General features: G+C 62.9%; 16 protein-coding genes. 8 read left to right on the plus strand and 8 right to left on the minus strand.

All coding sequences use genetic code 11. The features are described from left to right. Positions 1 to 66: 66 nt before the first annotated feature. Genes EOA16_RS27360 through EOA16_RS27370 form a run of 3 tightly spaced genes read right to left on the minus strand, consistent with a single transcriptional unit; the run spans position 67 to position 3,805 of the window. Entirely contained in the window at positions 67 to 984 is a 918-nt protein-coding gene (locus tag EOA16_RS27360) for an NAD(P)-dependent oxidoreductase (RefSeq protein WP_127260917.1), read from the minus strand. After that, positions 981 to 2,192, minus strand: coding sequence for a mandelate racemase/muconate lactonizing enzyme family protein (locus tag EOA16_RS27365; protein ID WP_127260918.1), 1,212 nt, complete (start codon positions 2,190 to 2,192; stop codon positions 981 to 983). Before EOA16_RS27365 ends, EOA16_RS27360 begins: the two co-directional genes overlap by 4 nt. Next, a complete protein-coding gene (locus EOA16_RS27370) occupies positions 2,189 to 3,805 on the minus strand; it encodes a GMC family oxidoreductase N-terminal domain-containing protein (protein ID WP_127260919.1) in 1,617 nt (538 codons plus the stop codon). Before EOA16_RS27370 ends, EOA16_RS27365 begins: the two co-directional genes overlap by 4 nt. A gap of 258 nt (positions 3,806 to 4,063) precedes the next feature. Here EOA16_RS27370 and EOA16_RS27375 point away from each other — a divergent pair, with 258 nt between their 5' ends. The 3 genes from EOA16_RS27375 to EOA16_RS27385 all read left to right on the plus strand — a co-directional run bounded on the left by EOA16_RS27375 (position 4,064) and on the right by EOA16_RS27385 (position 5,962). Then, positions 4,064 to 5,005, plus strand: coding sequence for a phosphoribosylaminoimidazolesuccinocarboxamide synthase (locus EOA16_RS27375; protein ID WP_127260920.1), 942 nt, complete (start codon positions 4,064 to 4,066; stop codon positions 5,003 to 5,005). A 241-nt stretch (positions 5,006 to 5,246) separates the two neighbouring features. Continuing rightward, positions 5,247 to 5,642, plus strand: a complete 396-nt coding sequence (locus EOA16_RS27380) for an acyl-CoA thioesterase (protein ID WP_024504171.1) — start codon at positions 5,247 to 5,249, stop codon at positions 5,640 to 5,642. 116 nt (positions 5,643 to 5,758) lie between these two features. Further along, on the plus strand, positions 5,759 to 5,962 hold the full coding sequence (locus EOA16_RS27385; protein ID WP_127260921.1) for a hypothetical protein: 204 nt from the start codon (positions 5,759 to 5,761) through the stop codon (positions 5,960 to 5,962). A 150-nt stretch (positions 5,963 to 6,112) separates the two neighbouring features. On the opposite strand, the gene EOA16_RS27390 is transcribed toward EOA16_RS27385, so the two are convergent. After that, a complete protein-coding gene (locus tag EOA16_RS27390) occupies positions 6,113 to 6,481 on the minus strand; it encodes a helix-turn-helix domain-containing protein (RefSeq protein ID WP_164754407.1) in 369 nt (122 codons plus the stop codon). A gap of 89 nt (positions 6,482 to 6,570) precedes the next feature. On the opposite strand from EOA16_RS27390, the gene EOA16_RS27395 reads away from it, so the two are divergent. Further along, a complete protein-coding gene (locus EOA16_RS27395; protein WP_127260923.1) occupies positions 6,571 to 7,176 on the plus strand; it encodes an NADPH-dependent FMN reductase in 606 nt (201 codons plus the stop codon). 59 nt (positions 7,177 to 7,235) lie between these two features. Here the strand turns inward: EOA16_RS27395 and EOA16_RS27400 are convergent, their stop codons facing one another. Together EOA16_RS27400 and EOA16_RS27405 are read right to left on the minus strand one after the other, a co-directional pair. Then, entirely contained in the window at positions 7,236 to 8,219 is a 984-nt protein-coding gene (locus EOA16_RS27400) for an MBL fold metallo-hydrolase (RefSeq protein WP_348630372.1), read from the minus strand. Next, positions 8,123 to 8,515, minus strand: coding sequence for a helix-turn-helix domain-containing protein (locus EOA16_RS27405; protein WP_127260925.1), 393 nt, complete (start codon positions 8,513 to 8,515; stop codon positions 8,123 to 8,125). The genes EOA16_RS27400 and EOA16_RS27405 overlap by 97 nt, the downstream gene beginning before the upstream one ends. Before the next feature lie 97 nt (positions 8,516 to 8,612). Here EOA16_RS27405 and EOA16_RS27410 point away from each other — a divergent pair, with 97 nt between their 5' ends. Together EOA16_RS27410 and EOA16_RS27415 are read left to right on the plus strand one after the other, a co-directional pair. Then, on the plus strand, positions 8,613 to 9,593 hold the full coding sequence (locus tag EOA16_RS27410) for a zinc-binding dehydrogenase (RefSeq protein WP_127260926.1): 981 nt from the start codon (positions 8,613 to 8,615) through the stop codon (positions 9,591 to 9,593). A 108-nt stretch (positions 9,594 to 9,701) separates the two neighbouring features. Next, the gene (locus tag EOA16_RS27415) at positions 9,702 to 10,628 is read left to right on the plus strand and encodes a DMT family transporter (RefSeq protein ID WP_127260927.1); all 927 of its coding nucleotides are present in this window, start codon (positions 9,702 to 9,704) and stop codon (positions 10,626 to 10,628) included. Positions 10,629 to 10,638: 10 nt separating this feature from the next. On the opposite strand, the gene EOA16_RS27420 is transcribed toward EOA16_RS27415, so the two are convergent. Continuing rightward, the gene (locus EOA16_RS27420) at positions 10,639 to 11,547 is read right to left on the minus strand and encodes an alpha/beta hydrolase (RefSeq protein ID WP_127260928.1); all 909 of its coding nucleotides are present in this window, start codon (positions 11,545 to 11,547) and stop codon (positions 10,639 to 10,641) included. A gap of 175 nt (positions 11,548 to 11,722) precedes the next feature. On the opposite strand from EOA16_RS27420, the gene EOA16_RS27425 reads away from it, so the two are divergent. Continuing rightward, the gene (locus tag EOA16_RS27425) at positions 11,723 to 12,262 is read left to right on the plus strand and encodes a CGNR zinc finger domain-containing protein (protein WP_245456040.1); all 540 of its coding nucleotides are present in this window, start codon (positions 11,723 to 11,725) and stop codon (positions 12,260 to 12,262) included. 37 nt (positions 12,263 to 12,299) lie between these two features. On the opposite strand, the gene EOA16_RS27430 is transcribed toward EOA16_RS27425, so the two are convergent. Further along, complete coding sequence (locus EOA16_RS27430) at positions 12,300 to 13,808, minus strand: winged helix-turn-helix domain-containing tetratricopeptide repeat protein (protein ID WP_127260930.1); 1,509 nt, start codon at positions 13,806 to 13,808, stop codon at positions 12,300 to 12,302. Between the two features lie 128 nt (positions 13,809 to 13,936). On the opposite strand from EOA16_RS27430, the gene EOA16_RS27435 reads away from it, so the two are divergent. Then, positions 13,937 to 14,179 (plus strand): DUF1127 domain-containing protein, encoded by a 243-nt coding sequence (locus EOA16_RS27435; protein WP_127260931.1) that lies wholly within the window; start codon positions 13,937 to 13,939, stop codon positions 14,177 to 14,179. Positions 14,180 to 14,187: the final 8 nt, after the last annotated feature.

The raw sequence follows: 14,187 nt of genomic DNA on the forward strand, positions 1-14,187 counted from the left end.
CAGATTGATTCAGATGAATCCGCCGATCAATCCAACGTCCTGAAAACGCTTGATATCTGGCTGGCGTCAGAGTTCCAGCTTGGCCGGGAAACCAGGCGCGCGCAGGTCGGTATCGACGGCATCCTCGAGCAATTTAACGATCTGGGTGGACCATGCGCTGCCGCCATATTCCTGTTTGCCCATCTGAAAAATCTCACTCACAAGCGGCGCCAGTTGGAGTGGCAGTCTGAATTCCCTGCCCATCGCCAGCGCGAAGCCGAGGTCCTTTAGCGCCAGGTCCATGGTGAAGCCGATGTCGTAGGAGCCGTTGAGAATGAGTTGGCTTTCGGTCTCGTGGACGAAGCTGTTGCCCGAGGACGCAACGATGGCGTGGTAGGATTGGGCGAGGTCAAGACCGCCCTGTTTGGCCAGCATCAGCGCCTCGCCGGCGGCGACGAGATGAATGAAGGCGAGCATGTTGGTGATCACCTTGATCACCGCCGCCGAGCCGACCGGACCCATCAGGAACGACTTCGCGCACATCGCTTCGATTGCTGGGCGATGACGCGCGTAGAGCGCTGGATCGCCGCCGACCAGTGCGGTGATTTTTCCGACCGCCGCCAGATGCACGCCACCGGTGACCGGGCATTCAAGTGTTTCGACGCCCTTGGCCGAGGCGAGGGCCGCGAGGCGGAGAATCTCGTCGCGTCCGTTGGTCGACATCTCGATCCAGCTGCCGCCCTGGGGCAGGCCCTCAAGCAATCCGCCGGGGCCGGCCAGCACCGCTTCGCTGACCTTGGGCGAGGGCAGGCACGTGATGGCGTTGCCGGCCCGCGCGGCGGCGTCGGCGGCGCTCTTCACTGCCGTGGCGCCGAGCGCCACAAGGCGCTCGACGGCGGCGGGGTCGCGGTCGAAGACGGTGACGGCAAAGCCGTTGCGGATCAGGCTGACGGCAAGGTTGCCGCCGAGATGGCCAAGGCCGATGAAGGCGTAGCTTTTACTCACGGCATCAACGGCGTCTGCATCATCTGCAGATGCAGGTCCTTGCCCGTATAGGGGTGCGCGTCGCAGACCGCCTCATTGAGTTCGACGCCGAGGCCCGGCTCCTTTGAGGGGATGACGTTGCCGTCCTGCCACTCGATCTTCTTCTTCAGCAGCGTGGCGTGAAAACCGTCCCACTGCTTCAGCGATTCCAGGATGAGGAAATTGGGCAGCGTCACCGCCAGCTGGATGTTGGCCGCACCCACGATCGGTCCGCAATAGCAGTGCGGTGCGATCTGGATGTGGTAGGCCTCGGCCATGGCGGCGATCTTCTTGGTTTCGAGGATGCCGCCCGAGCGGCCGAGGTCCGGCTGCAGGATGGTCGCGGCGCGGTTCTCGATGACGCGGGCGAATTCGAATTTGGTCGTCAGCCGTTCGCCGGTGGCGATCGGGATCGACGTACCGCGAGCGACCTGCGCCATCACTTCGGGCATGTCAGGCGGCACCGGCTCCTCGAACCACAGCGGATCATAGGGCTCGATGGCGCGCGCCATGCGCAGCGCGCCGGAGGCAGTGAACTGGCCATGCGTGCCAAACAGGATGTCGGCGCGGGTGCCGACCGCCTCGCGAATCGCCTTGACCATGCGGGTGGACAGATCGATGTCGACAAGACGCGGCTGGTGGCCGTCGAAGGCGGTGTAGGGGCCGGCCGGATCGAGCTTGACGGCGTTGAAACCCTGCTCGACATATTCTAGCGCGCAGGCGGCGGCGAGATCGGGGTCGTTGTAGACGTTCTTGCCGTGCGCATCCTCGGAATGGACGCTGCCGGTGTGCGGATAGAGATAGGTGTAGGCGCGCAGCGTCTCGTGCACCTGGCCGCCGAGCAATTTGTAGACCGGCTTGTTGGCCTCCTTGCCGATGATGTCCCAGCAGGCCATTTCCAGCGCCGAGAAGCAGCCCATGCCGGACACGTCGGGGCGCTGGGTGAAGCCAGACGAATAGGCGCGGCGGAAGAAGGTCTCGATGTCGTGCGGATCGCGGCCGACGAGATAGCGCTCGGCCATGTCCTCGACCATCTTCGCCGTGACATGGGCGGAGAAGGTGGCGTTGTAGGCCTCGCCATAGCCGACCACGCCGCCATCGGTGGTCAGCTTGACGAAGATGAAATACTTGCCGCCGATGCCGGGCGGCGGGTTGCCGACAACCCAGGTCTTGACGTCGGTGATCTTCATTCTTGGTCCTCCAGAACCAGTTCGGCGCCCTTCCAACCGGTCATGATCGAGGCGGCGTTGGTGTTGCCGGTGATGTTGTCGGGAAAGATCGAGGCATCGATGACGCGCAAGCCTTCGAGACCATGCACCCTGAGACGCGGATCGACGACGGCGCGCGCGGGATCAGGTCCCATGCGGCAGGTCGAGACCGGATGATAGACGGTGCCCGAGCGTTTCCGGAAATCCTGGATCAGATCGGCGTCTGAAGTGATTGAAGGACCGGGCAAAACCTCTTCCTCGATGATCTCGGCCATTGCAGGCATCGAGGCGATCTGGCGCACGAACTTCACCGCGCCAAGCATTTCGGCGACATCGGCCTCGGTCGAATAGGCATTGGCTGTTATTTTGGGGTAGTCGCGCGGGTTGCTGGAGCGGATCATGATCTCGCCGCGGCTCGACGGGCGGCAGTTGGACAGGCCGATGGAAAAGCCCGGCCATGGATCCGGCGTCAGGATCGGGCGCTCGCCGCTTTTGGGAATGACGGTCGAGAAGGCCTGGAAATAGAGCTGCATGTTGGGGCGGCTGGCCGCAGGGTCGGTGCGGAAGAAGCCGCCGGCATTGTTCATCGACAGCGATAGCGGGCCGGAGCGGGTCAGGATGTATTGCATGCCGACCAGCAGCTTGCCCCACCAGGGACGCAGCGTCTGGTTGAGCGTCGGCAGCTTGCCCTTGAAGGTGTAGTTGATGCCGACATGGTCCTGCAGATGCGCGCCGACATTCTCGTTGGCTTGGACGATCGGGATGCCCAGGCCTTTGAGCAGGGCGGATGGGCCGACGCCGGACAGCTGCAGCAATTGCGGCGAGTTGACCGAGCCGCCCGACAGGATGATTTCGCGGCCGGCACGCGCCGTCTTCGTCTCGCCGTTCTGCTGATATTCGACGCCGACGGCGCGCTTGCCCTCGAACAGCACCCTGGTCGCCAGCGCCTTCATCTCGACGCGGACGTTGGCGCGCTTCATTGCCGGGCGCAGGAAAGCGCGCGCCGCCGACATGCGGCGGCCGTTGCGGGTCGAGATCTGGTAGACGCCGACGCCTTCCTGGGCGGCGCCGTTGAAATCCGGATTGAGCGGCAGCCCGGCCTGCTGGCCGGCGGCCAGATAGCGCCTGGTCAGCGGGTGGACGGCGTCCGAACAGTCGGTGACATGCAGCGGGCCGCCGACGCCGCGCCATGCGTCGGCGCCGGCCTGGTTGTCCTCGATCGCCTTGAAGGCGGGCAAGAGGTCATCATAACCCCAGCCGGGATTGCCGGCAGCGGCCCAAGCGTCGAAATCCTCGCGCGCGCCCCTGATCCAGACCATGGCGTTGATCGAGCTCGAACCCCCGAGCAGCTTGCCGCGCGGCCAGTGGTCGGCATTGCCGGCGAGGCCGGGATCCGGCTCGGTCTTGTAGTTCCAGTTGACGTCAGGATCGAAGAAGGTCTTGCCGTAGCCGAGCGGCATCTGCACGTAGAAACGGCGGTCGGTGCCGCCGGCTTCCAGCACCAGCACCGAGAAGCGCCCCGAGGCCGACAGCCTGTCGGCCAGGACCGAGCCGGCCGAGCCGGAGCCGACGATAATGAAATCATAGGTCTGCATGATGAGATGGGAGGCTCCGGAAATCTGGCTGCAGCCTAGACGCGACGGGTTGATCGCGTCGCCGCGCCATCCGGCATCAGTTGTGAAAAAAGCGACCGTCGAACTGGTCGGGTTTGCGTGGATTCCCGACAATCGCGCTTGATATCTACCTTCTCGACAGCCTATGCGATGGTATTATCTTGGCGCATGATTTTTCCCAAAAGTCTGCAACTTTTCGGGATCATGCTCAGGCCACACTGCGGAAGGCAGGAAAATCATATGCGGACCCTGTCGGATGCGTTCATCCCCGAACTGCCGGGCCACTACAGCGGCAAGGTCCGCGAAAATTACGACCTTGCGGATGGCCGGCGCATCATTATCGCCACCGACCGCCTCAGTGCCTTCGACGCCATCCTGACTTCGATCCCGTTCAAGGGCGAGATCCTCACCCAGACGGCGCGGTACTGGTTCGAGGAAACCGCCGACATCTGCCCGAACCATGTTCTGGAATACCCCGACCCGAACGTCGTCGTCGGCACAAGGCTCGACATCCTGCCGGTCGAGATCGTCGTGCGTGGCTATCTGGCGGGAACCACCAGCACCTCGATCCTGACGCGCTACAAGCGCGGTGACCGTGACATGTACGGCATCCGCCTGCCGGAGGGCCTGCGCGACAATCAGAAGCTGGCAGAGCCGATCATCACTCCGACCAGCAAGGCCGCGCATGGTGGCCACGACGAACCGCTGTCCAAAGCCGAGATCCTCGAACAGGGCCTGCTTACGCCAGCGCAGTGGGAGATGGTATCGGATTACGCCTTGCGGCTGTTCGGCCGCGGCCAGCAGCGTGCCGCCGAACGCGGCCTCATCCTCGCCGACACGAAGTACGAATTCGGCACCGACAGGGACGGGACCATCATTCTTGCCGACGAAATCCACACGCCCGACAGCAGCCGGTACTGGATCGCAGCGAGCTACGAACAGGCGCTCGCTAGCGGCAGCCGGCCGGAGAGCTTCGACAAGGATTTCATCCGCTCCTGGGTCTCGGCGCGCTGCGATCCCTACAGCGACCCGATCCCCAAAATACCCGACGAGATCGTCGAACAGGCTTCTGGGGTCTACGCGCAGGCCTATGAGGCGATCACGGGCAAGGACTTTTCTCCGGACCTTTCCGGGGACAGCGTGCTCGATCGCATTCGCAGGAACCTCAGGCGCTATTTCTAGGCCTGATCAAATTTCGCGGGGCGTTGGCTGACGGTGCATTAAACGAAAACCCGCCTCTGCGGCGGGTCACTGGCGCAAACCAGCACCATGAGCGAATATCTACCATAGCTGAGGGCACCGAGTCAAGAAAAAATTCCTATCGCGAAAAGCTTCGGAGCCCGTGGCCATGCCGTGGCGCGTTGACCTTCGGGCGCCGTGACGATACGGGATCGAGGGCAGCCGGTCTCGAAGGATTTCTCGCATGGTGCACTACGCTGAAGGACGGCCGCTTGGCGATCTGACGTTGCGCACTCTGGCCATGCCTTCGGACGCCAATGCGGCGGGCGACATTTTCGGCGGCTGGGTGATGGCGCAGATGGACCTGGCCTGCGGCATCCGCGCCGCCGAGCGCGCCAAGGGCCGCGTGGTCACCGCGGCGGTGAAGGAGATGTCCTTCGCCAAGGCGATGAAGATCGGCGACACCCTGTGCATCTACACCCATGTCGAGCGTGTCGGCCGCACCTCGATGACGCTCAAGGTCGAGGCCTGGGCGCAGCGCTACCTCTCCGACCTGATGGAAAAGGTCACCCACGCCGATTTCGTCATGGTGGCGCTGGACGGCGAAGGCAAGCCAAAGGCGGTCCCTGCCGAAGGCTGACGGAAGCCGTGTCTCCCAAGCTTGGCCATTTGTAACAGCGCCCGTGCGGGAGGCGCTTTTCGCGACATTCAATGGTTGCCTCCAGGCCCGATTGTGCGGGCTTCGGAGGAGAGACAATGCGTCAACATCTGCTGAACGGTTGGCTCGTGGCAGCCCTGGTCGCGACGACCTGCCTGCTCGGCGTGACCGCTTACGCGGAGGTGAAGGAAGACATCTCGCGCATTGCCTGCACGCATGATGACAAGGCTCCCGGCGAGCGGGGGGCACGGTGTGATACCTGTGCCGTCGCGCGATGCGATGTCCGCACATCAGGAGCCTGAGCGGCAGCCGTCAGGGGACGGCATGAGCGGCAATCCGCCAGCCAAAACGGCGCGTGCATTCGGGCAACGATCCACGCAGCCGAGACAGAATCTCCGATCAGACAAGCCGGAAGTTGCGTGCGGGGCTGAATCCCTTGCAACGCAAGGGTTTCAGGCGTGCGTGCCGTCGAATTTTTCGCGCGCCGCCTTGACGCGCATGGTGTTCGCGCGCGCCCATTCGCTCAGCGCGCTGACGGGGATCAGCAGCTCGTGGCCAAGCTCGGTCAGCTCATAATCGACGCGCGGCGGAATGGTTGGAAACACGGTGCGGGTGACGAAGCCGTCACGCTCCAGCCCGCGCAAGGTGGTGGTCAGCATCTTCTGCGAGATGCCGCCGACAGCTGCGCGCAATTCGTTGAAACGCAGCGGTCCGTCGCCCAGCTTGCCGACGACCAGAACGGTCCATTTGTCGCCGACGCGCTGCAGGATTTCCGAGATGGCGCGGCAGTCCTCGGTGCGGTGTGGGTGCCTCGGTAACAAAAAAGTGCCTTCTTGCGCGTCGCGTTTGCAGTATCTCATATAGCGCAGGTATCCAAATGATACCAGTACTTCGTGCAAGGAGAGCCCTTATGTCCAAACCCAAGATTGCCATCGTCGTCGGATCGACGCGCGCCGCTCGTTTCGCCGATGTGCCGACCCAGTGGATCGCCAAGATTGCCAAGTCGCATGCCGACATCGACGTCGAGATCGTCGACCTGCGCGACTTCCCGCTGCCGTTCTTCGACGAGGTCGCTTCCTCCGCCTGGGCGCCGTCGCAGAACGAAGTGGCACAGCGCTGGCAGAAGAAGGTCGCCAGCTTCGACGGCTTCATCTTCACCGCAGCCGAATACAATCACGGCCCGACCGCCGTGCTGAAGAACGCCATCGACTACGCAGCCAACGAATGGAACAAGAAGCCGGCGGGCTTTGTCGGTTATGGCAGCGTCGGCGGCTCGCGTGCCGTCGAACAGCTTAGACTGTATGCCGTCGAATTGCAGATGGCGCCGGTCAAGTCGGCCGTCCATATCGCCTGGGGCGATTTCCTTGCCGTGCGCCAGGGCGAGAAGAAGCTGGAAGACCTAGAGCATCTGAACCAGGCCGCCACGGCGCTGGTCAACGATGTTGCGTGGTGGGCCAAGGTGCTCAAGGCAGCGCGTCAGGCCGACGCCGTCGCCGAGGAAGTCAAGGCGGCCTGAGCGCCGGTTCGAATTATCCTCCCAAGGAACCGGGGCGGCGCTTGCGCCGCCCTTTTCAATTATAGCGGCTCGAATCGAAAGCTGGCGCCGGATCGGACGACGCGGCCAACACCGGGCGAATCCAGATGCGCGCCGGCAACGAAACAATGATCGTCGGCAGCAAGCGCCAGCAACCGCAACCGGCTTTCGCGCGCCTGGTCCTGATCGGCATCGAATTCCCAGGTCACCTCAGGTCGATCGAACTGAAGCGATGGGACGTGAACGGTGTCGCCCCAAATCAAAATGCGTTCGCCGCCGCCAGAAACACGAAAGCAGCTGTGTCCTGCTTCATGGCCATGAGCGTCGACAATGTCGACATGTGTCCCGATACGGTCTCCGGCTTCGAATGGTTCCACCATGCCGTGAAATCGTTCGAGCCGCGCTTCGGCGCGAAAAAAGCCGAGTTCTTCCCTGGGAACAAGCAAGCGCGCCAGGCGCGGGAAAGCGTCCCGGCTGTCGGCAAGCACAAGACCATGGATGTGGTCGAGATGCGTGTGGGTGAAGCAGACGGTACGAACTCGTCCGGCATCGATGCCAGCTTCGTCCAGCGCCTCGGGAAGTCGGCCCATGGTGGGATGCCAGGCGTTCGAGGCACCGGTATCGATCAAGATGATCCCGTTTCCATCGTCAACCGCAAAGGCATTGACGGAAAGCCTGAGTTGACCACCGACCAAAGCGACTTGTTGCGGCAATTCATCGCCAAAAGGCTTGTCGCCGGTTTGCCGAAGCCGTCCGATCGGCATGTCGACGTAGCCATCGCGCAAGGAGGTGATGCGCAAGTCACCAAGATCGTAGGTCTGATAAAGGTCGCCTGAAGCTATGCGGTGCATTTTTTCCGATCCGTCTGTAGACAATCGACAACCTGCGACGGGCCAGCCGTGTCGGCAACCCGCCCCGTCAATTCGATCTATGCCATGTGTGCGTGCATCGCCTGCCGTGGCCGGATGATGCAGTCGGCGAGGCGGTCCGTCTCGTTCAACTCGTCGGCGTGGTGCTGGCCCCATTGGCAGAGCGCCAGCAGGATCGGCTCGAGGCTGAGGCCGAGGCGCGTCGCCGAATATTCGACGCGCGAGGGCACTTCGGCGAAGATCTCGCGGCTGACGAGGCCGTGCTCTTCCATTTCGCGCAGCTGCTGGATCAGCACTTTCTGGGTGATGCCCGGCATCAGCGCCTTGAGTGCCGATAGCCGCCGGGGCCCATCGAAGAGATGGTAGAGGATGACCGCCTTCCAGCGGCCCGCGATCACTTTCAGCGCCCGTTCCGCCGGCAGCATAGGCAGTCTTTTGATCAGTGCAGCCATGGTCACCTCCTGGTCAGCAGGGGACAAATGAGTGTGTAGTCGAGGTTCCGCAGATAGTGGCAAACCGCTGCCGATGCCAGTGCGATCGGAGTTTGCCATGAAAGCCATTCAACTCAACCGCTTCGGTGGTCCCGAGGTGCTGGAGGCGGTCGATCTGCCGACCCCGGTGCCGCAGGCCGGCGAGGTGCTGATCCGTGTCCATGCCGCCGGGATCAATTTCTTCGAAGTGCTGATGCGCGCGAACCGCTACGCGGTGACGCCGCAACTGCCGATGATTCCGGGTGTCGAGGCGGCGGGTGTCGTCGAGGCCGTCGGGCAAGGCGTGGATGCACAATTGCTGGGTCGCCGCGTGGCCGCGCCGCTGTGTATCTCGCAGCGTCCCCACAGCGGCTATGCGGAGCAGGTGACGATGTCAGCCGATCTCGTCGTGCCGCTGCCGGATTCGCTGTCGTTCGAGGCTGCGACGGCGCTCATGGTGCAGGGGCTGACGGCACTTCATCTGCTTCGGCAAAGCCCTCCCGATGGCAAGGCAGTGCTGGTGCCGGCCGCATCGGGCGGTGTGGGATCGCTGCTTGTCCAACTGGCCGGGCTAAAGGGCGCACGCTACGTAACCGCGGCCGCCGGCGGCAAGGCCAAGCTCGATCTTTGCCTCTCGCGGGGAGCCGATGCCGCAGTCGATTACACCAATCCGGATTGGCCCGCCCAGGTCCGTAACGTTACGGACGGGAAGGGCGTCGACATCATCTATGATACGGTCGGCGGCGCGCTGACGGCTGCGTCGCTGCAGGCCTTGGCGCCTGGCGGCGAACTGGTGTTTGCGGCGCTCGGGCGCTTTGGCCTCGCTGCGTCCGACCTGGAGGCGATGATCGGCCGCAACCAGTCGCTCAGGGGCTTCGCGCTGCTGCCGCTGCTGTCTGCCGATGTGCTGAAAGCCAGCCTGTCCGAGCTGTTCCAAATGGCGGCAAGCGGCCGGCTGCAGGTCACGATCGGCGGCCGATTCCCGCTCGACCAGGCCGGCGAAGCGCACCGATTGCTGGATGAACGCCGGTCGACCGGGAAGGTGGTGCTGATACCCTGATATCGATAGTCGCGAACACGACGCCGATCGGGGTTGGACTGCTACATCGACGGGGCTGCCATCTGGTCGCGCACTTTTGCCCTGATATATCCGGCGGCAATCCGTCACATGAGTGAAGCCGTGAAGACATCCAGCCTGACTGGCGCCGTTTCCCCGATGATCCCGGTGCTCGTATGCGCCCTTGCGATCTTCCTGCTGTCGGGGATGGATGCAGCGATGAAGATCCTGGTCATCGCGGTCGGCGTCTACAACACCTTGCTGTGGCGCAGCATGGTCGCGACCGTGGTCGCGGGCGCGGCCTGGTTGGCGGGACCGCGCTTAAAGCCAACCATTCCGGTGCTGAGGCTGCATGCGCTGCGTGCCGCGATTGTCGGCGTCGTCCTGATATCGTTCTTCTGGGGCTTGGCCAGGCTGCCGCTCGCGGAGGCGATCGGGCTCAGCTTCGTGGCGCCCTTGTTTGCCCTGTTTCTCGCCGCGCTGCTGCTGGGCGAGCGGATCCGGCGCCAGGCTGTCTGGGCATCGTTGGCCGGCATCACCGGCGTCGCCATCATCATGGCCGGCCAGTTCGGGCAGGCAGACTATTCGCAAGACGCCATACTCGGCACGGCAGCGGTGCTCGTATCGACGGTGTTCTACGGCTACAATCTGATCCTCGCCAGGCAACAGGCGCAGTTGGCCAAGCCGATCGAGATCATGCTGTTCCAGAACCTTTGCGTTGCCATCCTCCTCGGCCTCGCGGCACCCTGGCTCGCCGTCGCCCTGCCGAGCAATCTTTGGCTTCCTTTGGCCGGGGTGACGGTGCTGTCGCTTGCCGGGCAATTCCTGATGAGCTGGTCCTACGCCCGCGCCGAAGCGCAATATCTGATCCCGACGGAATACTCGGCCTTCATCTGGGCGGTAGCACTTGGCTGGTTCTTCTTCGGCGAGGAGGCGACCTGGACCACCTTGACGGGAGCGTGCCTGATCGTTGCCGGCTGCTTGATCGCCGCGCGGGCCAATCCCAAGCTTGCCGAGCCCATCGAAGTGGCGGTTTGAGCGCCGATAGTCAGCGCCCTGCAGGATCGCGAAATACCCCAGCCTCCACCTCGTGCATGAAATGAGCGATGAGGGCCGCGCATTGGCGATGATGCGTTTCGAGAAGCATGTGTCCGCTCTCAAAGACATGGATTTCGATGGCGTCGAGGTCGCGGCTGTAGGCCATGATCTCATCCAGCGCGAAGAAGGCGTCGTGCCGCCCCCACAGCACAAGGCATGCTGGCTGTTGGTCGCGGAGATAGGCCTGGATGACCGGGAAGCGCGCGATGTGCGAGCCATAATCGGTGAAGATTTCGAACTGAATGTCGGTGTTGCCGGGCCTGGCCAGGCGCTCCGTATCGAGATACCAACCCTCGGGTGGAAACAACACCTTCAGACGCTCGGGGAGACCGCCGATATATTGGTTTCGGGTCCCCTCGAAATTCATCCAGTCCGGCAGTTTGGCGCGGTTTTCTTCAGTCGGTTCGGCGAAGAACGCCTTCGGCGCGTCCCATTCCGGTCCCAGCCCTTCGTCATGGGCATTGCTGTCCTGCGCGATCAGGCCGAGGATTCGATCCGGCCGCCGTGTGGCGAGATGATAGCCGACGGGCGTGCCGAAGTCAGTGATGTAGAGGAAGAATCGCTGGAGGCCGAGGGCCTCGATGAAGGCTTCGATCGTGTTGGCCAGGTTCTCGAACGTGTAGTCATAGGCATCGATGGAAGGGGCGGACGAAAAGCCGAAACCGGGCAGATCCGGCGCCACCACATAGGCTGTCTCCGCCAGCGGTTCGATGACATTGCGATAGACGTGCGACGAAGTCGGATATCCGTGCAGCAGCAGGATTGCCGGTCTGCCGGGATCGCCGGCATGACGGTAGAAGATGTCGAGGCCGTCGACATCTATGGTTTCGTGGCGGGTCTTGTAACGATTGCTTCGCATCCGCTCTCTCCCAGGGGTTCCGCGCCTATCTGGCGGTGCTATGGCTTTGACACCACATATCTGCATGATCACGGTTACATCATGTAACCGTATAATCCGGCTAATGAGGTTATGTTCCATGGGCGATGCATACACCGAATGGGTGCCGGATCACTTCATAGGCGGACATCCCGCCTTGGACCTGTCGAACGCCGTGTTCGACCGGCGGGCGCCGGCAGCTGACAATGAACTGTTCAAGTCCGTCTGGGATGTTGCGAACTGGTTCAGCGCCTCAGGGCTTGCCGACGATCGCCAGGCGCAGGCCGTCGCCGAGATAGCGGATGGGCGGTTCGTGGAATGGGTCCGCGAAATGCGGGAGGCGTCATTTCAGGTTTTCGAGCCAATCGCCGCGGGCAAACCGTCTGCGGTCGAACCGCTCGGCGTGTTGTTCTCGCGCACGGCAAGCTCGCTTGCCGCCGGCTCTATCGAGCTGGATCGCACCAGGCCGGAGCTTGCCCTCGCCCGGTGGCGTGACCCGGAGGCCGTCACCGCGTTGCTGGCCATGCTGTCCATCGAAGCGTTCTTCACCCTGCCGCGCGACAGGCTGCATTCCTGCCCTCGCTGTGGCTGGCTTTTCCTCGATACGTCGCGAGGCGGGAAGCGGCGCTGGTGCAGCATGCGCACCTGCGGCAACCGCGAGAAGGTCTCGCGCCACCGACATCATACCGACGTCTAGACCTGGGTTAGCTGTGGGTAGGCCGGATGCCGGCGCGTCACTCGGGAAGACCGGCCTTGCGAAAGCCAACAACGAAATGCTCAAGCACAGCTGCGTCACGGAATGGCTCGGTCGTCGCCCAGTGATGGGTTGTGAAATGCGGGTTGCCGACGAGGAACAGTTCAGCCTCCGCGCGCGCCTCGTCGAGCCGGCCGAGTTGGGCCAGGCTTGCCGCCAGGAAACGGCGTGAACTTGTGCGATAGGTCTCGTCACGGCGCAACGTCTGGATAGCGGCTTGGTAGTCGCGCGCCGCATATTGCGCCTGGCCGAGCGTCAGATAGTACCAACTCGCCGGAAACGGGTTCAGCCGGAACGCCTTGCTGATGTGCTCGAGGCCTTCTTCGACCCATCCGGCCAGGACCGCGATGTCGGACAATGCCGCCCAAGTGTCGGCCTCGTTCGGGTCGAGCTCGATCGCCTTGGCGAATTCCGCATCCGCTTCAATGAAGCTGCGCTCATAGGCAAGCAGATAAGCCAGGATCCAGCGACAGCCGGCATCGTTGGGATCGATCGCCACGGCCTTGCGCGCCAGCTCCAAGGCAACGCTGCGGGCAGCCTCGGTTGGTCCGCCCCAATGCACCTGTCCCATCCAGTGGTTCATGGCGAGCCAGCGATAGGGCTCGGCATAATCAGGATCGAGCGACACCGCGCGCGTCAGCATCAGATGCGCTTCCTGCGCCATCTGCGGCGAGTCGTCGATCAGCTTGCGCGCCCGCACGCAGAGGTCATAGGCCTCCAGATTTCGCGGCCGATTGCGCGGTGGCGGCGCGCGCAGCCGGCCAAGCAGCGCTTCCACGATCTTGGCCGTCACCTCGTCCTGAACGGCAAAGATATCTTCCAGGCCGCGATCGAAGCGTTCCGCCCACAGATGATCGCCACTCACCGCGTCGACCAGCTGTGCGTTGATGCGCACGCGTCCCGCAGCGCGTCTTGCACTGCCTTCCAGGAGGTAGCGCACGCCAAGATCCCCGGCGATCTCGCGCACGTCCATCGCTTTTCCCTTGTAGGCAAAGGTCGAGTTGCGGGCGATGACGAACAGGCCGGATATCCTGGACAGGTCGGTGATCAGGTCTTCCGTCAACCCATCCACGAAGGAATCCTGCTCGGGATCGTTGCTGAAATTGATGAAGGGCAGCACGGCTATCGATGGTTTGTCGGGCAGCGGCAAGGGTTTTCGCTTGGCCTGGCCGAGCTGTTCGACGGCCCCCGTGAAACGGTAGCCGACGCGCGGAACGGTGGATATCCATTCGCCGTTATCGCCGACAGGACCAAGCAGCTTGCGCAACTGCGCGATCTGGACGGTGAGATTGCCTTCCTCGACGGCCGTGCCCGGCCACGCCGCGTCCATCAGCTCGGCCTTTCCGAGGATTTCGCCGGGCCGTCCAACGAATGCAGCAAGCAAACTTAGCCCACGGTAGCCAACGGCAACGGGGACATCGTTCCGAAGCAGCGTTCCCGCACCCGGATCAAGCACGAACGGACCAAAGGCAAAACGCGATCCCTGCATAGGCGCATCTATAGCTCGTTTGGAAGTTTTGAGAACTATTTGGGAGGGCTTAATTACGGCGCCGTCCGTATCCTGCAGAATTCAACCTCATAGAGAGCCCTAGGCCCTCAAACCATATGGAGGTTGCCATGACCAATGCCCTCATTTGTACAGCGCGGCCGGGAACGCCCGTGCGGCCGGCATCACGCCGGCTCCTGAAAACCCTGCGAAGCATCATCGCGAGCTGGCACGATCGAACCTGGCGCGAGCGGATACGCTTTCGCTGGCAACTCAGGCAAATGTCGAAGGACAATCCGCATCTGATCGACGATATCGGCCTGACGATAGAGCAGGTCGAAGGAGAGATCGCCAAGTCCTTCTGGGAACGATAGAGCGAATT

It is taken from the genome of Mesorhizobium sp. M7A.F.Ca.US.008.03.1.1 (assembly GCF_003997495.1).
In the GTDB taxonomy this organism is placed as follows: Bacteria; Pseudomonadota; Alphaproteobacteria; order Rhizobiales; family Rhizobiaceae; genus Mesorhizobium.